Raw genomic sequence first — 20,974 nt, 5'->3', positions numbered from 1 at the left:
CTCTCCCACGGGGAGAGGGCTGGGGTGAGGGCATCAGGCCGCACCACCCCAAATATACAAGCCGGGTAGGGCGTAGCCGCCACCCGGCTTTTTTATTGCTCCTTTACCTGACAGCCTTTATTGGGTAGTGTCTCTGGCGCTTAACAGATACTCAAAAGGACCGGCTGTTCATGTTTTCAGGACTCCTCATTATTCTGCTGCCCCTGATTGTGGGCTACCTTATTCCGCTGCACAGAGAATCCGCATTACGGCTCATCAACCGTTTTCTCAGCTGGATTGTTTACGTCATTCTTTTCTTTATGGGGATAAGCCTGGCCTTCCTGGATAACCTGTCAGCGAATTTACTCTCCATCCTCCATTATTCCGTCGTCACCGTGGTGGTTATTTTGCTGTGCAATATTGCCGCACTGTTCTGGCTGGAACGCACTATTCCCTGGAAAAATAACCATCAGCAGGAAAAACTCCCTTCCCGTATTGCGATGGCGCTGGAATCATTAAAACTCTGCGGCGTCGTGGTGCTCGGTTTCCTTCTTGGCCTTACCGGATGGTCATTTTTACAGCACGCCACGGAGGCCAGCGAATATACCCTGATCTTCCTGCTGTTCCTGATTGGTATTCAGCTGCGAAATAATGGCATGACGCTGAAACAGATTGTCCTCAACCGCCGGGGAATGATAGTCGCCATTGTCGTCGTCGCCAGTTCAATGGTCGCAGGCGTGATTAATGCCGTTATTCTCGACCTGCCGCTGAAAACCGGCCTGGCGATGGCGTCGGGTTTTGGCTGGTACTCCCTCTCCGGTATTCTTCTGACCGAATCGTTCGGTCCGGTCATTGGCAGCGCAGCTTTCTTCAATGACCTTGCGCGCGAATTGATTGCCATCATGCTGATCCCGGGTCTGGTACGCCGCAGCCGCTCTACCGCGTTGGGGCTGTGTGGCGCGACCTCGATGGACTTTACCCTGCCGGTTTTACAACGCTCAGGGGGGCTGGAGCTGGTCCCTGCCGCCATCGTGCACGGCTTTATTTTAAGCCTGCTGGTTCCCGTTCTGATGGCCTTCTTCTCGGCCTAATACTTCTTTGGCGGTAGCGAACCTGCCGCCAAAATTGCGCTAAATCAATCTCCCTCTATTTTGTAGCAGAAAGCCCTTTTCACCGTTCTGGCACAGGCATAACCTTAAACATGTATATCAAATATAACTTTAACAGGTGTGATTATGTTTTGTGTGCAATGTGAACAAACCATCCGTACCCCGGCAGGCAATGGCTGCTCCTGGGCACAGGGTATGTGCGGCAAAACCGCAGAAACATCCGACCTGCAGGATCTGCTGATTGCAGCCCTGCAAGGCCTTTCCGCCTGGGCCTTTAAAGCCCGTGAATACGGCATTGTCGACCACTATGTCGACAACTTCGCCCCTCGCGCATTTTTCTCCACACTGACCAACGTTAACTTCGATTCTCCGCGCATTGTCGGTTATGCCCGCGAAGCGATTGCCCTGCGTGAAGCGCTGAAAGCGCAGTGTCTGAAGGCCGATGCCAGCGCCCGCGTGGAAAACCCGATGTCCGAACTGCAGCTGGTGAGCGACGATCTGGGCGACCTGCAGCGTCAGGCGGCAGAATTCACCCCGAATAAAGACAAAGCGGCGATTGGCGAGAACATTCTCGGCCTGCGTCTGCTGTGCCTGTACGGCCTGAAGGGCGCTGCGGCCTATATGGAACACGCGCACGTGCTCGGCCAGTACGATAACGACATCTACGCCCAATACCACAAAATCATGGCGTGGCTGGGCACCTGGCCTGCCGATATGAACGCGCTGCTGGCGTGCTCAATGGAAATCGGCCAGATGAACTTCAAGGTAATGAGCATTCTGGATGCCGGTGAAACCAGCACCTACGGCCACCCAACGCCAACCCAGGTCAACGTCAAGGCGACCGAAGGCAAGTGCATCCTGATTTCCGGTCACGACCTGAAAGATCTCTACAACCTGCTGAAACAGACCGAAGGCACCGGCGTTAACGTCTACACCCACGGTGAAATGCTGCCCGCGCACGGCTACCCGGAGCTGCGCAAGTTTAAGCATCTGATCGGTAATTACGGCAGCGGCTGGCAGAACCAGCAGGTGGAGTTCGCCCGCTTCCCGGGCCCTATCGTGATGACCTCTAACTGCATCATCGACCCTACCGTGGGCGCGTATGACGACCGCATCTGGACGCGCAGCATCGTCGGCTGGCCGGGCGTGAGCCACCTCGAAGGCGACGATTTCGGTCCCGTTATCGCCCAGGCGCAGCAGATGGCGGGCTTCCCGTACAGCGAGATCCCGCACCTGATCACCGTCGGCTTCGGTCGTGAAACCCTGCTGGGCGCCGCTGATTCGCTGATCGATCTCGTCAGCCGTGAAAAGCTTCGCCACATCTTCCTTGTCGGCGGCTGCGACGGCGCCCGCGGCGAGCGTAACTACTTTACCGATTTCGCCACCCGCGTGCCGGAAGACTGCCTGATCCTGACGCTGGCGTGCGGCAAGTACCGTTTCAACAAGCTGGACTTCGGCGACATCGAAGGCCTGCCGCGCCTGATCGATGCGGGCCAGTGTAACGATGCTTACTCGGCCATCATTCTGGCGGTCACTCTGGCGGAGAAACTGGGCTGCGGCGTGAACGACCTGCCGTTGTCGCTGGTGCTTTCATGGTTCGAGCAGAAAGCGATTGTCATCCTGCTGACCCTGCTTTCTCTCGGCGTAACCAACATCGTGACCGGCCCGACCGCGCCAGGCTTCCTGACGCCGGACCTGCTGGCGGTGCTGAACGAGAAATTCGGTCTGCGTTCCGTGACCAACGTTGAAGATGACATGAAGCAGCTGCTGAGCGCGTAAGGAGTAACTCATGACCATGCCAACCTCACAATGTCCGTGGCGGATGCAGGTTCATCACATCCATCAGGAGACGCCGGATGTGTGGACGCTGTCGCTGCTGTGCCATGACTACTATCCCTACCGTGCAGGCCAGTATGCGCTGGTTAGCGTTCGCAACTCGGCGGACACCCTGCGCGCCTACACGATCTCCTCAACGCCGGGCGTGAGCGAGTACATTACGCTCACCGTCCGCCGCATTGACGACGGCGCAGGCTCCCAGTGGCTGACTCGTGACGTGAAGCGCGGGGATTATATCTGGCTGTCCGACGCGCAGGGGGATTTCACCTGTGACGACAAAGCAGACGATAAATTCCTGCTGCTGGCGGCGGGCTGTGGCGTAACGCCAATCATGTCGATGCGCCGCTGGCTGGCGAAAAATCGCCCGCAGGCTGACGTGCAGGTGATCTTCAGCGTGCGTTCACCGGAAGATGTCATTTTTGCCGCGGAGTGGCGTGATTATCCGGTGACGCTGGTGGCTGAGCACAACGCGACCCACGGTTTTGTGCCCGGTCGCCTGAGCCGCGAGCTGCTGCAAAGCGTGCCGGATATGGCGAACCGCACCGTAATGACCTGCGGCCCGGCGCCGTACATGGATATCGTCGAGAAAGAGGTGAAAGCGCTTGGCGTGACCCGCTTCTTCAAAGAGCAGTTCTTCACCCCGGTGGCGGAAGCGGCAACCAGTGGGATCCAGTTTACCAAGCTGCAACCGGCTCAAACTTTCTTTGGCCGCGTGGGCACCACGCTGCTGGAGGCGCTGGAAAGCAACAAGGTGCCGGTGGTGGCAGCCTGCCGTGCAGGCGTCTGCGGTTGCTGTAAGACGAAAGTGGTCTCCGGTGACTACACCGTCACCAGCACCATGACGCTGTCCGACGCCGAAATTGCCGAGGGTTACGTGCTGGCGTGCTCATGTCATCCGCAGGGGGACCTGGTGCTGGCATAATCTGGCGCAGTGCCCCCATTATTTGCCGGGTGGCACTGCGTTTACCCGGTCTACTTTATACATGTTGGCTCTTCGTAGGCCCGGTAAGCGCTAGCGCCACCGGGCTTTTTTTTTGCCCTACCGCCACGCGGGCGCTTTCCCCACCGCGTACCGCCCCGCCCCTAAAAACGCGACCGCCAGCGAACCGATAAAGAAGTACACCAGACTTTCAATAGCCCAGGCCCCTACGGCATCCAGCGCTAAGGTTTTGCCCGTGCCCACCATCAGCCACGCCACGATCATCGTAAACGCCAGCACCAGCGCGGCCGGACGCGTGAAGAGCCCAACAATAATCAGGATCGGTGCCACCACTTCGCCAATCAACACGCCGTAGGCGATAAACCCCGGCAACCCCTTTTCCACCAGCATGCCGCTGATGAACCCCACGCCACCAAAAAGCTTATGCAACCCGTGAAACAGCATCAGCCCGCCAACGGCAAGTCGTAACAAGAGTTTGCCAAGATCGTCGCATGACAGCTTTTCATTAACAGCAATTAACAATGATTTAACCATTTGAAATGATTCCTGTTTTCACCCAATGTACAGCCAGATTATGCCGAATAATTGCACAGGAAAACCACCTTTAATTAAGGGGTAATGAGCAGGCAATACAGTGACTTTCTTCTAAGCTTGTAAGCGATATCACAAAAAGGAGACGGACAACCATGAAACAAACCGTGGCTGCATATATAGCAAAAACGCTCGAACAGGCTGGCGTGAAACGTATCTGGGGCGTGACCGGCGATTCCCTGAACGGACTCAGCGACAGCCTCAACAAGATGAAGACCATCGAATGGATGCCCACCCGCCATGAAGAGGTTGCTGCCTTCGCCGCAGGTGCTGAAGCGCAGCTTACGGGCGAGCTGGCCGTTTGCGCCGGATCCTGCGGGCCGGGCAACCTGCATCTGATTAACGGCCTGTTCGACTGCCACCGTAACCACGTGCCGGTGCTGGCGATTGCCGCCCATATCCCCTCTTCCGAAATCGGCAGCGGCTATTTTCAGGAAACGCATCCGCAGGAGCTGTTCCGTGAATGCAGCCACTATTGCGAGCTGGTTTCATCCCCGGAGCAGATCCCGCAGGTGCTGGCGATTGCCATGCGTAAAGCCGTGCTGAACCGCGGCGTATCGGTGGTCGTCATCCCGGGCGATGTAGCGCTCAAGGCTGCGCCAGAAGGGGCCAGCACCCACTGGTATCACGCCCCGCAGCCCGTGGTAACGCCTGCTGAAGAGGAGCTGAAAAAGCTGGCCCAGCTGCTGCGTTACTCCAGCAACATCGCCCTGATGTGCGGCAGCGGCTGCGCGGGCGCGCATAAAGAGCTGCTCGAATTTGCCGGGAGGCTGAAAGCGCCGATTGTCCACGCCCTGCGCGGCAAAGAGCACGTCGAGTACGACAACCCTTACGACGTGGGCATGACAGGGCTGATCGGTTTTTCGTCCGGTTTCCACACCATGATGAACGCCGACACGCTGGTCCTGCTCGGTACCCAGTTCCCGTACCGCCCGTTCTACCCGGCGGATGCGAAAATCATTCAGATTGATATCAACCCGGCCAGCATCGGCGCGCACAGCAAGGTCGATATGGCGCTGGTGGGCGATATCAAATCCACGCTGACCGCCCTGCTGCCGCTGCTGGAAGAAAAAACGGACCGCACGTTCCTTGATAAAGCCCTGAGCGACTATCGCGATGCCCGTAAGGGGCTCGACGACCTCGCCAAACCGAGCGACAAAGCCATTCACCCGCAGTATCTGGCGCAGCAGATCAGCCATTTCGCTGACGATGACGCCATCTTTACCTGCGACGTGGGCACGCCAACCGTCTGGGCGGCCCGCTATCTCAAGATGAACGGCAAACGCCGCCTGCTCGGCTCGTTCAACCACGGCTCGATGGCCAACGCCATGCCGCAGGCGCTGGGCGCAAAAGCGACAGCGCCAGAGCGTCAGGTGGTGGCAATGTGCGGCGACGGCGGGTTCAGCATGCTGATGGGGGATTTCCTGTCGGTGGTGCAGATGAAGCTGCCGCTGAAAATCGTGGTCTTCAACAACAGCGTGCTGGGCTTTGTGGCGATGGAGATGAAGGCCGGTGGTTACCTGACGGACGGCACAGAGCTGCACGACACTAACTTCGCGCGCATCGCCGAGGCCTGCGGCATTACCGGTATTCGCGTGGAGAAAGCCTCTGAGGTGGATGAAGCCCTGCAGCGCGCCTTCTCCATCGACGGTCCGGTGCTGGTGGATGTCGTCGTCGCCAAAGAAGAGCTGGCGATCCCGCCGCAGATCAAGCTTGAGCAGGCCAAAGGCTTTAGCCTGTATATGCTGCGCGCCATCATCAGCGGGCGCGGTGACGAGGTGATCGAACTGGCAAAAACCAACTGGCTCAGGTAAAAATATCCTTTTAAAGCCATACGCAAAACCATTCATGTCGCATCAAGGCGGCAAGCCCGAAAATCCCCAGGAGCATAGATAACTATGTGACTGGGGTTTGAGGACGAAGCCAACGCCGAGGCGGCGTGAAGGGTGAAGCGTATAAGGATATGACATGATTGATTTACGTAGTGATACCGTTACCCGCCCGAGTCGCGCCATGCTCGAAGAGATGATGGCCGCCCCGGTCGGGGACGACGTCTACGGCGATGACCCGACGGTCAACGAGCTGCAGCGCTACGCGGCTGAACTGAGCGGCAAGGAAGCGGCCCTGTTCCTGCCCACCGGCACGCAGGCTAACCTGGTCGCGCTGCTCAGCCACTGCGAGCGCGGTGAAGAGTACATTGTCGGCCAGGGTGCACATAACTACCTGTATGAAGCAGGCGGCGCGGCGGTGCTCGGCAGCATTCAGCCGCAGCCGATTGACGCCGCGCCGGACGGTTCTTTGCCGCTCGATAAGGTCGCCGCGAAAATCAAAGCCGACGATATTCACTTCGCCCGCACCAGGCTGCTCAGCCTCGAAAACACCCACAACGGCAAAGTGCTGCCGCGCGAATACCTGAAAGCGGCCTGGGAGTTTACCCGCGAGCGCAAGCTCGGGCTGCACGTGGACGGCGCGCGTATCTTTAACGCCGTGGTCGCGTACGGCTGCGAGCTGAAAGAGATTACGCAATACTGCGACTCGTTCACCATTTGCCTGTCTAAAGGTCTGGGCACGCCGGTGGGCTCTCTGCTGGTTGGTAACGCAGACTACATCAAGCGCGCTAACCGCTGGCGTAAGATGACCGGCGGCGGCATGCGTCAGGCCGGCATTCTGGCGGCGGCGGGTCTGTACGCCCTGAAGAATAACGTCACGCGTCTGAAAGACGATCACGACAACGCCGCGTGGATGGCGTCGCAGCTGCGCGAGATGGGTGCCGACGTGATGCGTCACGACACCAACATGCTGTTCGTGCGCGTCGGAGATGAGCACGCCGCCGCACTGGGCGAATTTATGAAATCACGTGGCGTGCTTATCAACGCCTCATCTGTCGTGCGCCTGGTCATGCACCTTGACGTGAGCCGCGAACAGCTGGCGGACGTGGTGAAACACTGGCAGGCGTTTTTACAGCGATAAGGAGCATCACGTGCCGCAACGCATTCTGGTGCTCGGCGCCAGCGGGTATATCGGTCAGCATCTCACCGCGGCGCTAAGCCAGCAGGGACACCAGGTGCTGGCTGCGGCACGTAACACGGAGCGCCTGCAAAAGCTCAGCTTGCCCGGCGTCACCTGCCACAGCGTTGATCTCAACTGGCCGAAGGAACTTCCCGCGCTGCTGGACGGGGTCGACACGCTTTACTATCTGGTCCACAGCATGGGCGAAGGCGGCGACTTTATTGCCCACGAGCGTCAGGTGGCGATGAACGTCCGCGATGCTCTGCTGCAAACGCCGGTGAAACAGGTGATTTTTTTAAGCTCTCTCCAGGCTCCCGAAAGCGAGCAGTCCGACCACCTGCGCGCCCGCCAGCTGACGGCGGACACCCTGCGCGGCGCGAGCATTCCCGTCACCGAACTGCGGGCCGGGATTATCGTCGGTGCGGGCTCCGCCGCCTTCGAAGTGATGCGCGATATGGTCTACAACCTGCCGGTACTCACGCCGCCGCGCTGGGTCCGTTCGCGCACCACGCCGATTGCGCTGGAGAATCTCCTGCATTATCTGGTGGCCCTGCTGGATCACCCGGCGGAGCAACACCGCGTGCTGGAAGCCGCTGGTCCTGAAGTATTGAGCTATCAGGCGCAGTTCGAGCACTTTATGCGCGTCAGCGGCCGCCGACGCTGGCTGATACCCATCCCCTTTCCAACCCGCTGGATTTCGGTGTGGTTTTTGAACGTCATTACGTCGGTGCCGCCAACCACAGCAAAAGCGCTGATCCAGGGGCTAAAACACGATCTGCTGGCGGACGATCGCGAGCTGCGGGCGCTCATTCCCCAGGATTTGATCCGCTTTGACGATGCCGTGCGCAATACGCTGAAAGAGGAAGAGCAACTGGTGAACTCCAGCGACTGGGGCTACGACGCGCAGGCCTTCGCCCGCTGGCGGCCCGAGTATGGCTACTACCCGAAACAGGCGGGCTGCACGGTGAAAACCTCGGCCAGCCTGGCGGCGTTGTGGGAGACCGTGAACCAGATCGGCGGCAAAGAGCGCTACTTTTTCGGCAATATTCTCTGGCAAACGCGCGGGGCAATGGATCTACTGGTGGGGCACAGGCTGGCAAAAGGTCGCCCTGCCGCTCCGTATCTGAACGTGGGCGATACGGTCGACAGCTGGAAGGTGATCATCGTCGAACCGGAAAAACAGCTGGCGCTGCTGTTTGGCATGAAAGCGCCAGGGCTGGGCCGACTCTGCTTTACGCTGAAGGACAAAGGCGAACACCGGGAACTGGACGTCCGCGCCTGGTGGCATCCGCACGGAATGCCGGGGCTCTTCTACTGGTTGTTCATGATCCCTGCGCACCTGTTTATCTTTCGGGGCATGGCAAAACGTATCGCACAGCTGGCAGAACAAAAGGCGGAGAATAAGTAAATAAAACTCTTATTCTTTCACCTTTCCCATTGCAACACGCCGTAATTCACGAAAGAATGCGCACGAAATTCTTTTCAACACAGTGGATTGATATGAAGGTACTGGTTACCGGGGCGACCAGCGGCTTAGGCCGAAATGCGGTCGAATTTCTGCGCAACAAGGGCATCAGCGTCAGGGCTACCGGTCGCAACGAAGCGATGGGAAAACTGCTGCAAAAAATGGGCGCAGAGTTCGTCCATGCCGACCTGACGGAGCTGGTCTCCTCTCAGGCAAAAGTGATGCTCGCCGGTATCGATACGCTGTGGCACTGCTCCAGTTTCACCTCCCCGTGGGGTACCCAGGAAGCCTTTGATCTCGCCAACGTGCGGGCAACCCGCCGTCTGGGCGAATGGGCCGTCGCCTGGGGCGTGCGTAACTTTATTCATATCTCGTCTCCGTCACTCTATTTCGACTATCACCACCATCGTGATGTACAGGAAGATTTCCGTCCGGCCCGTTTTGCCTGTGAGTTTGCCCGCAGCAAGGCGGCCAGCGAAGAGGTGATTGACCTGCTGGCGCAGTCGAATCCGCATACCCGCTTTACGGTACTGCGTCCGCAGAGCCTGTTCGGGCCGCACGACAAAGTATTTATCCCCCGTCTGGCGCAGATGATGCACCACTACGGCAGCGTGCTGCTGCCGCGCGGCGGCGATGCGCTGGTGGATATGACCTATTACGAAAATGCCGTTCACGCCATGTGGCTGGCGAGCCAGCCGGACTGCGATAAGCTGATCTCCGGTCGCGCCTACAACATCACTAACGGCGAGCCCTGCACGCTTCGCAGCATTGTGCAGCGCCTGATCGACGAACTGCAGATCGACTGCCGTATCCGTTCGGTGCCTTATCCGATGCTGGATATGATCGCCCGCAGCATGGAGCGTTTTGGCAGTAAATCCGCCAAAGAGCCTGCACTGACGCACTATGGGGTATCAAAGCTTAATTTTGATTTCACGCTGGATATTTCACGCGCGGAGAATGAGCTGGGGTATAAGCCGATTGTGACGCTGGATGACGGGATTGTGCGCACGGCGGCGTGGCTGCGAGATCATGGGAAATTGCACAGGTAAGCGCAGCGCCACCCGGCAAAAAACAGAACTCTGCGGTCTGATGCCCTCTCCCCGGCCCTCTCCCACGGGGAGAGGGTGCAAACACGAAAACGGCAACCTTTCGGTTGCCGTTTGCTGTTTATAATGCTGTCCAGGCTTCAGACCATGCCAGACCTGCGCCTGGTTCATAGTATGCCGGGGCGTTGTTACACCAGCCGCTGTACGGGAACGGTTTGCACTGGAACAGTTTACCGTGGTTGTTCACGATATCGCCTGCCTTGTACTTGCTGTTCGCGCTCCATGCTGCGTAATCGCCGGAAGTACCCTCATCCTGAGACGGGGTGGCTGCTTTGGCTTTTACGTTCAGCAGGTAGGTGGTGCTGTTGCTCAGCTCACCATCGCTGACGGTCAGGCTCACTTCGTACTGCTGCGCTGTCGCCGCTTCTGGCGCAGTAAAGGTCACCACCGCTTTGTCATCGCCGGTGACAGTCTGACCATCCTGGGAACGCCAGGTGTAGGTCAGTTTGTTACCGTCTTCGTCGGTAGAACCTTCAGCGCTCAGGGAAACCTGCGCACCCGCTTCAACGGCACCGATTGGACCCGCAATCTGCGCCACTGGCGCATGGTTTACCGCTGCCGGGGTTTCATCTGGCGTCGGCGTAACTGGAGTCTCATCCGGCTTGGTCGCTGAACCGTCGTCATTCACGATGTTCACGTTATAGAACTTCTGAACACACTTGGTGTAGTCGCCGTCTTTAAACGCGCTGAATGGCGTCTGGTAGCCCACCAGCTGGCAAGAGTAGGTTTTGCCATCAGGCGTATCCGCGCTCCATCCCCAGTCCTGCTCCCAGTAGATCTTCAGTGCGCCCGCGCCGCCTTCGTCGAACTGCTTCATGTTCGCACAGCCAAGCACTTCGTCAGCCGGTACAGGCACTTTCAGGTAGTTAGCAAACTCTTTGTAGTACTTGATGCGGTTCTGAGACTGCGCAATTTCAGTCGGGCCACCGCACTCGACGCCGCCGTTGATGATCTGGGTGGTTACGCCGAAGCCAGGGACCAGGCCGTTGGCCTTGTCGTGATCGTTCGGCTGCCAGGTGCCGTCGATAACCTGCAGCATGCTTGGTTTTGGCGGCTGTGGATAGGCGAAGAAGAAGATCGCACTCGCCAGGTTCAGCCAGGTGTCCGCCACCAGCTCTGGTTTTTCCAGCAGAACTTTAACGTCGCCGTACATCGCTTCGGAGAACGGGCCGTAGTTATAGTTGTAGGACAGCTGCTTCGCGCCGCGGCCGAAATAGCTCAGGAAATCGCCGTCTTTGTCTTTACCGCACGGCCAGGTCTGACCCTGCCAGACGTCGGTATTACATTCGCCGTTATAGCCGCCCTTCTGGCCTTCGCTCCAGCCCATTTCGCGCACGTAGACCAGCGCCTGACGCCATTCGGCTTCCGGGCGCCAGCTTTCGTGACCGCCGGTTTCCTGCGCAAAGTGGGCAAACATGGTTGCCAGCTCTTTACGGCAGATGGCATCGCTGTCGCGGCCGTCTTTGTAGGTGTCGCACAGCGCCGGGAATTTACCCACCGCTTTCAGGAAGTTGCTGTAGCTGTAGTCCTTCGCACGCAGCGGGAACAGGTATTCCCAGTCGCTCTCTTTCAGGATCCCTTCAACGCGTTTAACGTTAACCGGGTTGGACGCGCGGCCTGGCTCAATCTGCTCAACTGAAGCGTTGTCCAGCGTGCGGATGGTATCCTTCACGGACTGCATCAGGGGGAAATCAGTCAGCTCTTTTTCCTTTTTCGCCAGATCGCTGGCTTTCATGGTGTAAGGCTCGCTGCTCTCTGCCTTCAACATGGTGGCCTGAGCCATTACAGGTGCAATGCACGCACCCGCAATCAACACGCTCAGTAATGTCCTTTTATTCATTTCGGTTATTCCTGTTAATTCGATGGTTTAAAATAAAATCCCAGCTTATTTATTAATCCATTAATAAATAAACTCCAGACAGCTGTTTTTCATTTTCTGAAGCATACTTAACGGTACGCTTCAAAAAAGAAAAAACTCACCAGTCGTTTCTTTCGCGTGCAACAGATTTTAATTGCTGATACTTCGCCCAGACTTTATGGGCATACACCATACGCTTTGGATAATTTTCTTTTTTAATCCCGGCGTTATAGGCGCCAACGGCTTCCCAGTTATATCCGTAGACTTTAATCATGCCTGACAGAATCGATGCGCCCACCATAATGGAGGTACAAGGTTCAGTCATCAGTCTACGTTCGCTGATACCGCGTCGTTCAAGCTCCGAAAAGTGCGAGCTGTTTATTTGCATTAATCCTACGTCATGCGTCCCGTCATGATTTGTCCCGACGGCGTAGGGATTCATTCCTGACTCCACATTCGCAATGGCATAAAGTAAATAAGGGTCAACATGATAATAATGCGCCGCTTTATCCCAGCAATTCGCCAATGCGCTTTGGCTTAATATCAATAACAGCAACAGTAAACGCTTCATTATTCACCTGCGGTGGTACGTTTTATTTCTCCTCAAATACGTCCTGTTAAATATTTTTGGTTACAGACCACACCCGAAGCGGGGTGTGGTCTGTGATTGTAGGCGGATATCACACCCACAATTTAAGGTTCAGAAGATTATTTGCAGTCCGCAGACGCGCCTTCTTTCACCCATACATCGCTGTTACCTGGTTTGTCGCCCTGAGTCCACCATTTCGCGCGGTACTCGAAGCCCTGGTAGGTCGTCTTGTCGCCGCCGTTGTAGACGGTGTCAGCACGCCAGTTCATTTTCACCTGGCTGACCAGTTCCCATGCATCTGCACCAAAGCCTGGTTTGTTGCCCTGAGTCCAGTACTTCGCTTTCCATACCAGATTATCAGCGCTTACCATATCGCCATTGTTGTAGACTTTGCTGGATTCCCACGCAGCATATTTGCTGGCATTGGCATCAACCGGGTTGTCGCAGCTGCCGGTTGCAGATGGGGTGGTGCCTTCATCTGATGGCGTAGTTCCTTCGTCAGATGGGGTAGTCCCTTCGTCAGCCGGAGTGGTGTCTTCATCAGGCAAAACCGGGGTCGCTTTCGGCGTTACGGTCACTTCAACGTTAGACTGTACGCTGGCTTTACCGTCGCTCACCATGACGCTCAGAGTATAAGTTGAATCAGTAGCAACGTCTGGTGCAGTGATCTGTACGCTTGAGGTATTGGTACCCGTGGCGTGCATATCGGATGGAATGCTCCAGGTATAGGTCAGTGCATCCCCGTCTGGATCCGCAGCCTGCACGTTCAGGTTATAAGACTGGCCTGCTTCCAGGGTCACCGCCTGCATCTGGTTAGCCACTGGTGCCTGGTTTGCCTTAGGTGCTTTGTTCAGAACCTGCACGTCAGCCGTGCTGCTCAGCCCTTTCGCATCGGTTACGGTCAGACGGAATGCCAGCGTCTGATTGCTGGTGACCGCGCCAACGGAGAAAGACGCTTTCGCTTTGGTGCTGTTGGTCAGCGTGACGGATGGACCAGAGATCTGGGTCCATTTGTAGGTGATTGCATCGCCATCAGGATCGGTAGACGCAGAACCATCCAGGGTAACGCTTGCCGGACCGGTCACGGACTGATCCGCGGCAGCCGCCACTGGCGCATGGTTGGTCACTACCGGCTCTGGCGTTGAGCTGCCCATCAGGCTTTCGTTCATCGCGTTCAGGATGTCGCCGTTATCGGAGTCGATAGACCAGGAGAACAGACCACCCAGGTTTTTCGCCAGAACGTATTTACCTTTCGCGGTCGTTGAACGGGCATCTTCATAGGAGATCAGGTCACCGGTGGATTTGTTAAAGACGTACGGCGCTTCCGCATCCGCGTCATAACCGTATTCCCAGCCTGGCTTGCCTTTGTACTCGTTCACAATCTGACGATAGTCAACCACGCCCGGTTCCCAGGTGCCTTTCACCGCGCCCGTTGCGGTACCGGTGAACGGGTTGTCGCCGGTATAGCCATGTACACCCGTCCAGCCGCGGCCGTACATGCCTGCACCCACCACGATTTTGCCTGGCTGCACGCCCTGCTCCAGCAGCGCGTCAACGCCGTTAGAGGTGGTGTAGTTAGTATCCGGACGCCATGCCGGGGCATGCAGTGCCGCCTGGTGACCCAGCTCGGTGTTACTCCACGCGCCGTAGAAGTCGTAGCTCATCAGGAAGATATGGTCGAGGTACTGTTGAACGGTGTTGTAATCAACGTCTTCAATCTTATCTTTACCGGAACCAATCGCGGTGGTCAGCTCATAGGTGCGACCGGTTTCTGCTGACAGCTCGTTCAGCATGGTACGCAGATCGTGCATCACTGCGGTGTAAGTGGCTTTATCCTGCTGAGGGTTACCCAGCGTTTCGTTCACGCCGCCGCCGCCCGGGAATTCCCAGTCGATATCCACGCCGTCGAAGAATTTCCAGGTTTTCAGGAAGTCTTTAACAGAGGCAACAAAGCGCGCGCGGATCGCGGTATCGTTCATTTTGTAGAACGGATCGGACATGGTCCAGCCGCCGATGGATGGCAGCACTTTCAGGTCTGGATGGGCTTTTTTCAGCGCCATCAGTTGGCCGAAGTTACCTTTGTACGGGTCGTCCCAGTTAGTCACGCCAGACTGTGGCTTCTGCAGTGCAGCCCACGGGTCGTGGATGGCCACGGTGAAGTCCTGGCGGCCCGCACAGGCGCGCTGCAGCGCGGCAAAGCTGTTGCCGTTTTCAACGGTTTTCAGACCGTCGTTAATACCGTCGCCGCCACAGATTGGAATGAAGCCATACAGAATATGGTTCAGGTTAGAGGCCGGGATTTTATCAACCGGGAATTCACGACCGTACACGCCCCACTCAGGGAAGTACGCGCCCACCACTTTATCGGTGTGCTTCGCGAAGGTTTTGTTATTCTCCTGCAGAGGAACATTCAGCGGCAGCAGGTGGCTACCGTCGGTATCCGCTACGATAACCAGCTTGCTTGCGCTTTTGGAGCATCCGCTGGCGTTACAGAGTTCAACCTGCTCCTGATAGCGGCCACCTTTTTTCACTTTGAAGGTCGCGGATCCGGATGCGCCAGCTGCACCAGACCATACGGTCTGACCGTCGAACAGCACTTTACCGGTGGTCGGCGCATCGCCGCTCCAGACGTTCCACTCCACTTTCACGTCCACGCCATCGTTGTGCACTTTGACGAGCGTACCGTAATCCTGTGCGGCCTGGTCGATTTCAACGAGGGCAAACTTATCATTACCACTGCTGATTGAAGGCGTACCTGGCGCTGCGGCGAATGCGGAGCCGGAGACAGCCGCAACAAAAAGGGCCAGATATTTAGGCTTCATAAATTTCATTATTAATTCCTGATAACATTATTTGTGAAAATTAAAATAACCATGTATTCCATATAACATGGGCGAGTCGTGAATAAGTCAGTTCAATAAAACTGCGGATAATACTTAACTGTGCAAAACATGTAGTACGCTAAAATATCCTCCTTAAAAAGACATGAGCGATAATCCTTACAGCTTATGTTTCTTACAATACGCCGGGAATTAAAATAAATCCTTCCATTCCCTTATCGAAAACATTTCAAAAAAAACTTGACCGTACAAATCAGAATGTGAATTGCAGTGTCTGGAGAATAAAAATAGTCAATCCAGCCAGTGACAACATCGGACCAAACGGAATAACGCTATTTTCTTTAACAGCTTTATAAAAAAGAAAATACAAGGCGATGCCGCTTAATGCGGCGGCCAGTAATAAAGATGGTAATGCCTGCCAGCCGCACCACGCCCCCAGCGCAGCCAGCAGCTTGAAATCACCGTAGCCTAATCCCTCACGGCCGGTGGTCAGGCGAAACGCCCAGAAGATCAGCCACAGCGACAGGTACCCAGCCGCCGCACCATACAGGGCATCCGACAGCGGTAAGGTATGACTGAGCGCGTGATACAGCAGACCCGCCCAGAGCAGCGGCTGGGTCAGACAGTCCGGCAGGAGCATATGTTTCGCATCGATAGTGGCAAGCGGCAGCAGGCCGCACCACAGCACCCACAGCGCCAGCAAGCCCGCCAGCGACGGTGCAAACGCCGCCGTCAGAGCAAAAAAGAACGCGCTCGACAGTTCAAGGAATAACAGCCGCGCCGGTATCGCTGCGTTACAGCAGCGGCAGCGGCCACGCAGGGCGCACCAGCTGAGAACAGGAATGTTCTCCCACCAGGAGAGGCGATGAGAACAGACAGGACAGTGAGAAGCCGGAAACAGCAAATTACCCGCCCCCTCCTCTTCTTTTACCAGCGGCGGAATGCGCTCTGCCACCACCCCTAAAAAACTGCCGATAATGCCCCCCAGCGCACCGCTCATCAGGCACAGGGCGGGCATCTGGCTGCCCTGAAGCAGCGTCAGCGGGTTCATGCCGCTTTCGCCCAGGAGAGTTTAATCTGCGCCTTCACGTCGCTGAGGTGATCCACCGGGGTAAGATCCATTTTTTCAAGACGCACGCCGGAGGTTAAATTCACCTCTCTGAGCCAGCTCTTCAGTTCATAGACGTTTACCCGGTCGATATTAAACGACATGGATTGACCGTCCTGCTGAATATTACTCAGCGCAACGTGGATCTCTTTGGCACTCTCTTCCACCACGCTTCGTGGATTACTGGTTTTTACTACTTTGGCCTGAAGATGATTTTTATTAATTTCTGTGCGCATCCAGTTCAGGGTCTGTTTTTGTTTCTGCAGCGTGCTTTGCTCATTCTTAATAATATTATCCAGAGGCGTCATGACCCCGTACCAGATAATGGCGCAGCAGAGCGCCGCGCCGCACAGTTTAAACAGATTACGCTCGCGCGGGCTGTAGCTCAGGTAGCGAGATTTTAATTGTCCAATTTTCTCTTTCATTTATATTTCCCTGTGATGATAGCGGTATAAGGCGCCTCACTGGAGACCGGCTGCAGCGTAAAGTCGAAGGTGTCAGTCGCCTTATTGACGAACGCCTGCAGCGCGGTAGGATCCATCGCGCTGATGTTCAGCGTGAGCTGATTCTGCGCGTCGTCGTATGCCACTTCGCTCAGCTCGACGGAAGGGAGCGATTGCTTTATCTGCTCCAGCGCCTCCAGCTGAAGAAAGAATCCTTTCTTCTCTTTTTTGATGTTCTGCCCGAAGTGGTACTTCAGGTTGGTGGTCTGGCGCAGCGTCGGGAAGTAGTGCTGGGCCAGCTCAACCATCTGCTGCTGGGCCAGATTTTCCTGGCTGCTCAGCATCCAGGCCATGCCGACGCGGGGGCCAATCAGCAGCCCCAGGCTCAGCACCGTCACGGCGGCGATGGCCGATTTCGCATAGCGCAAACCACCGCTCGTGCCTTTGGCTGAAAATTCGCCGTGCAGAAGATTGGCTTTGCAGCTCTTCCACTGCGGCTGAATCAGCACCAACGGATGCTGCCAGGCCAGCTGCTCATCCACCTGCACGCCCGCTGGCGCATCGCCGTAGCAGACGATGTCACCCGTGCGCTGCTGGCTCAGCAGCAGCGGCAGCAGCGCGGCGTCGGTTTCACAGGCGCCAAACGGCGAGTAGCGCATCCAGTAGCCGCTGTCGGTGGAAACCAGCGTGCTCCCGCCCTCGGCCACCGGCAGAAGGATCGCATCCGGTAAGACCTGCACCACCGTCAGCCCGGCCTCGGTACAGCGGTTGAGCCAGTAGCGGAGGCGGTCGGTATCGATCGCCACGGCGTCGACGTCCCGCCCTTTCTTGTTCAGCACCGTCCAGTGGAGGTTGTCCACGTCACCAATCAGCGTTTCTTCTGCCAGCCACGAGAATTTGACATTCCCTTTTTTTGGCAACGTGAAATGGCGGAAGATCGTCTCGCTGGCGGGCAGTAACAGACAGACCCTGGCCGCTAACGTGTGACCGGCGAGTTCCGCCAGTGACGCCAGTCCCTGGCGTTGTCCAACCTGGTCGCTACCGGACTCGCACCACATTATGTTCCCGTCCTCGTGCGTGTCGGGACGAATAAAAAGCACCTGTTTCATAGAGTTCGTCTTGTGTTATTCAACCATTCGGTAGCGACGTTGCCAGGTAATCACCTTCCCGGCTTCATTATCAACATGAAGCTGGCTGACGACGCGCAGCGTTAAATCATCGGTATTGCCGGTACTGTTGACCCGGAAATAATTACTGTTCACCGCAAGCAACGCCTGAACCTGCTTGAGGGCGTCTTTGGTCTGCGGATAATGTGTCTCAAGCTCTTTCAGGAACGCCTCCATCGACTCCCAGCCCTCTTCGGGGCGGGAGGCGATCAGACGGGCGGCCTCGTCCTCACTCAGCGAACCGATAAACAGCGCGGCCAGTAGCGGCGCCTGTTCCCCGGTCAACGTATTCACATCCACCTTGCTGGCGCTGTCGGGCAAGGCGCACAGCACGTTGCTGACCTTGTCGTATGCCGCCGCCGGAAACGCGGGCAGCAGCTTGAGCTCGCCCGGGGTGCGCATCATCTGATTCGCGGGCTGGCGTGCGGGCTCCACGCCCGCCCAGGCGTCCGTCTCCAGCCCCTCTTTTGCCGTGGTGGTATCGCCGTCGAGATAGTCCAGCAGCTGCTGGTAAATCTCTTCAGCGTCCCCCGCAGAAATGCCGCTGTCGGTCAGAAGCTGCTCGACGATGCGTTCTTTCACCGGTTTTTCCGGCAGGGCGCCTGCAGTCTGTACCGCAGGCGTTTGATCCGCCGCCAGCAGGTTATTGACGTTAAAGCAGGTCTGGGCATCCTCCACCTGGCTCACCACGGTGTAGTGTTCGCCCTCGGTCTCCACCGGTTCTGTCCATTCCCCCTTCGGCGACAGGCCTTTGCTTTCGCCGCTGGCGTAGGTCTGGAGTAGACCTTCAATGGTTTTTTGCTGGCTCTGAATGGACCAGCGCAGCTGCTGCTGGCTCACCTGATACCGTGTTTTCTGCAGATTGCGGCAGAACTGCTGGCTGATTTTGGCAGCCAGGGCCGACATCATGACCAGCAAAATTAGCACCACCAGCAGCGCGACACCGCGCTGTTTCCGAACCGATTTTCCGCTCATTTGTTTTCTCCTGACGGGGCAGGTATCGGCTGCGGTTGCGCAGGGGTCGCCGCATCGGTCGGCGCCGCTGGCGTTTGTTCTGCGGGTGCCGCTGGAGCAATCGGCAGGTCCCCCGGCGTGGTAAACACCCAGCGCCAGGTATCGCCGTTCTCCATGGTCAGCAGCAGCTCTACGCCGTCCGGCTGGTGCGCCGTGTCGGTCCATTTGTCCAGCCAGCTCGCTTTCCAGAAGCGCCACGACATCTCTTTAACATCGCTGAGAATGGGCACCTCTTCCGGCTCCGCATCAGCCGGGCCGTCGATGACCGGCCAGATATCCCGCCACAGCTTTTTATCTTTTAACCGCCAGCGCACGCGCTCCAGCTGAACCTGACCGCTCACGCCGTTCAGCGTGGTCAGCGCCAGGCCTTCTTTGCTCTGGACAAATACGTCAGGCTCGTTGCGCGGGGCGCGCGCCTGAAGCTGGAAGAAATCCCGCTCCAGCAGGTTATAGGCGCGCTGAAGCTGGTTTAAGCGGGTGGCCGCCACGTCGGTGGCGTTCGACGTACGCATCGCCCCGTCAAGGATTTGCCAGGCAAGCAGGCTGATGACCGCAAAGATGGTCAGCGCAATCATGATCTCCAGCAGCGTAAAGCCCTGCTGACGCTGAGCGTGCTTACTCATTTTACCTCTCCGGGTTCCATCACCTGCAGGGTCATCACCGGCTTATCTTCCTCGCCCTCGGCGTACACCTGTACCTCATCGGCAAAGCGATTTTCCGCGGTTTTTACCCGCTGCTTGCGCCAGGTCCAGTTTCGTCCGCCCATCGTCTCCGTGCCCGTCTGCAGGGCATCGGGGAACGGCGCGTTATTCAGTTTTGCCTCCGCCAGCTGGTTTTCCGCCACCCAGCTCGCCTGCAGCGAATCGCCCAGGCCATGGGTGAAGCGCACGTTCAGCGAGACGGAGTTCATCAGCGCCAGCGCGGCGGTGGAGAAGATGACCAGCGCGACCATCACTTCCAGCAGGGTCATCCCCTGTTCTTTACGTTTAGTCATCGTTCTCTACCGATACCGGTGATGCCCCCTGCGACACCACGCTAAAGCGCTGCTTTTTGTCGAAACTCTGCAGTGAAAGCGTGAAACGACTGATTTCGCCGTCCGGCAAAAAGACAATCTGCGGCGCGGTGTCAGTCGTGGCGGCAATGCGCTGAGGCGACAGCGAGACGTGCATCTCTTCCGGGAACTGGCCGTGGGTGACGATGCGCCCGGCGGTCAACGGCTCCCAGTGACGTTCGCCGTCTTTTTTGGCCCAGGTCACCAGCTGATATTCAGACGTGGTGACCACCAGCCCGACGATATTGCCGTCCATCACCGCACGGTCTGAACCATATTCAACGAGGGCTTTTAACTGCTGACCGAAAATATCCGCACCGCTGCGCGAGGGAATAGTCGACACCACCATCATGGCGCAGCTGGCAAATATCACCAGCGCCAGAATAATTTCCAGCAAAGTAAACCCACGTTGCTTATTCATTACTTCTCTTTTTTATCTAAAGACCAGTTGGTAATATCATCAGCCGTATTGGCTTCGGCATCCGGACCCGCAGAGAAAACATCTACCGCGCCATGTTCACCCGGGCTGACCAGAATATAATCATTGCCCCACGGATCTTCCGGCAGGCGGCGAATATAACCATCGTCACGGTAGTTTTTCGGGATCGGCGCGATTTCAGGTTTGGTCACCAGCGCCTGCAACCCCTGCTCTGTTGTGGGATAACGGTGATTATCCAGCTTGTACATATCCAGCGACCCTTCCAGCGCCACGATATCGCTGGTGGCTTTCTGGGCATCAGCCTTTTCTTTATTTCCCATTAAATTGGGCACCACCATACTGGCGAGGACGCCAAGAATAACGATGACCACCATTAATTCGAGCAACGTAAACCCGGCCTGACGTTTCAGGCTATTTCTTTTTAATGACAT

At 56.9% G+C, this 20,974-nt stretch carries 19 protein-coding genes; 7 read left to right on the top strand and 12 right to left on the bottom strand.

The genetic code is table 11. From position 1 onward, the window contains the following. Positions 1-170 precede the first annotated feature (170 nt). The 3 genes from KW829_RS07765 to hcr all read left to right on the top strand — a co-directional run bounded on the left by KW829_RS07765 (position 171) and on the right by hcr (position 3,846). Positions 171-1,070: a lysine exporter LysO family protein gene (locus KW829_RS07765; RefSeq protein ID WP_010429149.1), complete on the top strand. Its 900-nt coding sequence runs from the start codon at positions 171-173 to the stop codon at positions 1,068-1,070. A 144-nt stretch (positions 1,071-1,214) separates the two neighbouring features. Continuing rightward, complete coding sequence (gene hcp / locus KW829_RS07760) at positions 1,215-2,867, top strand: hydroxylamine reductase (protein ID WP_218307963.1); 1,653 nt, start codon at positions 1,215-1,217, stop codon at positions 2,865-2,867. A gap of 10 nt (positions 2,868-2,877) precedes the next feature. After that, complete coding sequence (gene hcr / locus KW829_RS07755) at positions 2,878-3,846, top strand: NADH oxidoreductase (protein WP_218307962.1); 969 nt, start codon at positions 2,878-2,880, stop codon at positions 3,844-3,846. A gap of 117 nt (positions 3,847-3,963) precedes the next feature. Here the strand turns inward: hcr and KW829_RS07750 are convergent, their stop codons facing one another. Continuing rightward, on the bottom strand, positions 3,964-4,398 hold the full coding sequence (locus KW829_RS07750; protein WP_010429145.1) for a DoxX family protein: 435 nt from the start codon (positions 4,396-4,398) through the stop codon (positions 3,964-3,966). 152 nt (positions 4,399-4,550) lie between these two features. Here KW829_RS07750 and poxB point away from each other — a divergent pair, with 152 nt between their 5' ends. From poxB to KW829_RS07730, 4 genes are all read left to right on the top strand, one after another. Further along, positions 4,551-6,269 carry a ubiquinone-dependent pyruvate dehydrogenase gene (gene poxB, locus KW829_RS07745; RefSeq protein ID WP_218307961.1) on the top strand — a complete coding sequence of 573 codons (1,719 nt, stop codon included), beginning with the start codon at positions 4,551-4,553 and terminating at the stop codon, positions 6,267-6,269. A gap of 154 nt (positions 6,270-6,423) precedes the next feature. Then, a complete protein-coding gene (gene ltaE / locus KW829_RS07740; protein ID WP_218307960.1) occupies positions 6,424-7,425 on the top strand; it encodes a low-specificity L-threonine aldolase in 1,002 nt (333 codons plus the stop codon). Between the two features lie 10 nt (positions 7,426-7,435). Continuing rightward, positions 7,436-8,872 (top strand): SDR family oxidoreductase, encoded by a 1,437-nt coding sequence (locus KW829_RS07735; protein ID WP_218307959.1) that lies wholly within the window; start codon positions 7,436-7,438, stop codon positions 8,870-8,872. 92 nt (positions 8,873-8,964) lie between these two features. Next, positions 8,965-9,978, top strand: coding sequence for an NAD(P)-dependent oxidoreductase (locus tag KW829_RS07730; protein ID WP_010429138.1), 1,014 nt, complete (start codon positions 8,965-8,967; stop codon positions 9,976-9,978). A gap of 118 nt (positions 9,979-10,096) precedes the next feature. Here the strand turns inward: KW829_RS07730 and KW829_RS07725 are convergent, their stop codons facing one another. The 11 genes from KW829_RS07725 to gspG all read right to left on the bottom strand — a co-directional run bounded on the left by KW829_RS07725 (position 10,097) and on the right by gspG (position 20,974). Then, positions 10,097-11,875: a glycoside hydrolase family 19 protein gene (locus KW829_RS07725; RefSeq protein ID WP_218307958.1), complete on the bottom strand. Its 1,779-nt coding sequence runs from the start codon at positions 11,873-11,875 to the stop codon at positions 10,097-10,099. A 136-nt stretch (positions 11,876-12,011) separates the two neighbouring features. Next, complete coding sequence (gene iagB, locus KW829_RS07720; protein WP_029485019.1) at positions 12,012-12,464, bottom strand: type III secretion system invasion protein IagB; 453 nt, start codon at positions 12,462-12,464, stop codon at positions 12,012-12,014. Between the two features lie 137 nt (positions 12,465-12,601). Continuing rightward, positions 12,602-15,313, bottom strand: coding sequence for a glycosyl hydrolase family 18 protein (locus KW829_RS07715; RefSeq protein WP_218307957.1), 2,712 nt, complete (start codon positions 15,311-15,313; stop codon positions 12,602-12,604). Positions 15,314-15,575: 262 nt separating this feature from the next. Further along, the gene (locus KW829_RS07710; protein ID WP_218307956.1) at positions 15,576-16,373 is read right to left on the bottom strand and encodes an A24 family peptidase; all 798 of its coding nucleotides are present in this window, start codon (positions 16,371-16,373) and stop codon (positions 15,576-15,578) included. Further along, on the bottom strand, positions 16,370-16,855 hold the full coding sequence (gene gspM, locus KW829_RS07705; RefSeq protein WP_218307955.1) for a type II secretion system protein GspM: 486 nt from the start codon (positions 16,853-16,855) through the stop codon (positions 16,370-16,372). Before gspM ends, KW829_RS07710 begins: the two co-directional genes overlap by 4 nt. Continuing rightward, complete coding sequence (gene gspL, locus KW829_RS07700) at positions 16,852-17,982, bottom strand: type II secretion system protein GspL (RefSeq protein ID WP_218307954.1); 1,131 nt, start codon at positions 17,980-17,982, stop codon at positions 16,852-16,854. Before gspL ends, gspM begins: the two co-directional genes overlap by 4 nt. A 15-nt stretch (positions 17,983-17,997) precedes the next feature. Then, entirely contained in the window at positions 17,998-19,014 is a 1,017-nt protein-coding gene (gene gspK, locus KW829_RS07695; RefSeq protein WP_218307953.1) for a type II secretion system minor pseudopilin GspK, read from the bottom strand. Next, complete coding sequence (gspJ, locus tag KW829_RS07690; protein WP_218307952.1) at positions 19,011-19,676, bottom strand: type II secretion system minor pseudopilin GspJ; 666 nt, start codon at positions 19,674-19,676, stop codon at positions 19,011-19,013. Before gspJ ends, gspK begins: the two co-directional genes overlap by 4 nt. Continuing rightward, the gene (gene gspI / locus KW829_RS07685; protein WP_218307951.1) at positions 19,673-20,047 is read right to left on the bottom strand and encodes a type II secretion system minor pseudopilin GspI; all 375 of its coding nucleotides are present in this window, start codon (positions 20,045-20,047) and stop codon (positions 19,673-19,675) included. Before gspI ends, gspJ begins: the two co-directional genes overlap by 4 nt. Beyond that, complete coding sequence (gene gspH / locus KW829_RS07680; RefSeq protein WP_089599014.1) at positions 20,040-20,525, bottom strand: type II secretion system minor pseudopilin GspH; 486 nt, start codon at positions 20,523-20,525, stop codon at positions 20,040-20,042. The genes gspI and gspH overlap by 8 nt, the downstream gene beginning before the upstream one ends. Then, positions 20,525-20,974: a type II secretion system major pseudopilin GspG gene (gene gspG / locus KW829_RS07675; protein ID WP_059310662.1), complete on the bottom strand. Its 450-nt coding sequence runs from the start codon at positions 20,972-20,974 to the stop codon at positions 20,525-20,527. The genes gspH and gspG overlap by 1 nt, the downstream gene beginning before the upstream one ends.

The organism is Enterobacter sp. ENT02 (genome assembly GCF_019219165.1).
GTDB lineage: Bacteria > Pseudomonadota > Gammaproteobacteria > Enterobacterales > Enterobacteriaceae > Enterobacter > Enterobacter mori.
The sequence above is the reverse complement of the archived record's forward strand: the minus strand, read 5'-3'. Positions and strand labels throughout refer to the sequence as shown.

What these genes read in the sequence shown, in the direction of transcription:
- KW829_RS07765 (WP_010429149.1), top strand. Translation starts at nt 171, where the DNA reads ATGTTTTCAGGACTCCTCATTATTCTGCTGCCCCTGATTGTGGGCTAC.
- hcp (WP_218307963.1), top strand. Translation starts at nt 1,215, where the DNA reads ATGTTTTGTGTGCAATGTGAACAAACCATCCGTACCCCGGCAGGCAAT.
- hcr (WP_218307962.1), top strand. Translation starts at nt 2,878, where the DNA reads ATGACCATGCCAACCTCACAATGTCCGTGGCGGATGCAGGTTCATCAC.
- KW829_RS07750 (WP_010429145.1), bottom strand. Translation starts at nt 4,398, where the DNA reads ATGGTTAAATCATTGTTAATTGCTGTTAATGAAAAGCTGTCATGCGAC.
- poxB (WP_218307961.1), top strand. Translation starts at nt 4,551, where the DNA reads ATGAAACAAACCGTGGCTGCATATATAGCAAAAACGCTCGAACAGGCT.
- ltaE (WP_218307960.1), top strand. Translation starts at nt 6,424, where the DNA reads ATGATTGATTTACGTAGTGATACCGTTACCCGCCCGAGTCGCGCCATG.
- KW829_RS07730 (WP_010429138.1), top strand. Translation starts at nt 8,965, where the DNA reads ATGAAGGTACTGGTTACCGGGGCGACCAGCGGCTTAGGCCGAAATGCG.
- KW829_RS07725 (WP_218307958.1), bottom strand. Translation starts at nt 11,875, where the DNA reads ATGAATAAAAGGACATTACTGAGCGTGTTGATTGCGGGTGCGTGCATT.
- iagB (WP_029485019.1), bottom strand. Translation starts at nt 12,464, where the DNA reads ATGAAGCGTTTACTGTTGCTGTTATTGATATTAAGCCAAAGCGCATTG.
- KW829_RS07715 (WP_218307957.1), bottom strand. Translation starts at nt 15,313, where the DNA reads ATGAAATTTATGAAGCCTAAATATCTGGCCCTTTTTGTTGCGGCTGTC.
- KW829_RS07710 (WP_218307956.1), bottom strand. Translation starts at nt 16,373, where the DNA reads ATGAACCCGCTGACGCTGCTTCAGGGCAGCCAGATGCCCGCCCTGTGC.
- gspM (WP_218307955.1), bottom strand. Translation starts at nt 16,855, where the DNA reads ATGAAAGAGAAAATTGGACAATTAAAATCTCGCTACCTGAGCTACAGC.
- gspL (WP_218307954.1), bottom strand. Translation starts at nt 17,982, where the DNA reads ATGAAACAGGTGCTTTTTATTCGTCCCGACACGCACGAGGACGGGAAC.
- gspK (WP_218307953.1), bottom strand. Translation starts at nt 19,014, where the DNA reads ATGAGCGGAAAATCGGTTCGGAAACAGCGCGGTGTCGCGCTGCTGGTG.
- gspJ (WP_218307952.1), bottom strand. Translation starts at nt 19,676, where the DNA reads ATGAGTAAGCACGCTCAGCGTCAGCAGGGCTTTACGCTGCTGGAGATC.
- gspI (WP_218307951.1), bottom strand. Translation starts at nt 20,047, where the DNA reads ATGACTAAACGTAAAGAACAGGGGATGACCCTGCTGGAAGTGATGGTC.
- gspH (WP_089599014.1), bottom strand. Translation starts at nt 20,525, where the DNA reads ATGAATAAGCAACGTGGGTTTACTTTGCTGGAAATTATTCTGGCGCTG.
- gspG (WP_059310662.1), bottom strand. Translation starts at nt 20,974, where the DNA reads ATGTCATTAAAAAGAAATAGCCTGAAACGTCAGGCCGGGTTTACGTTG.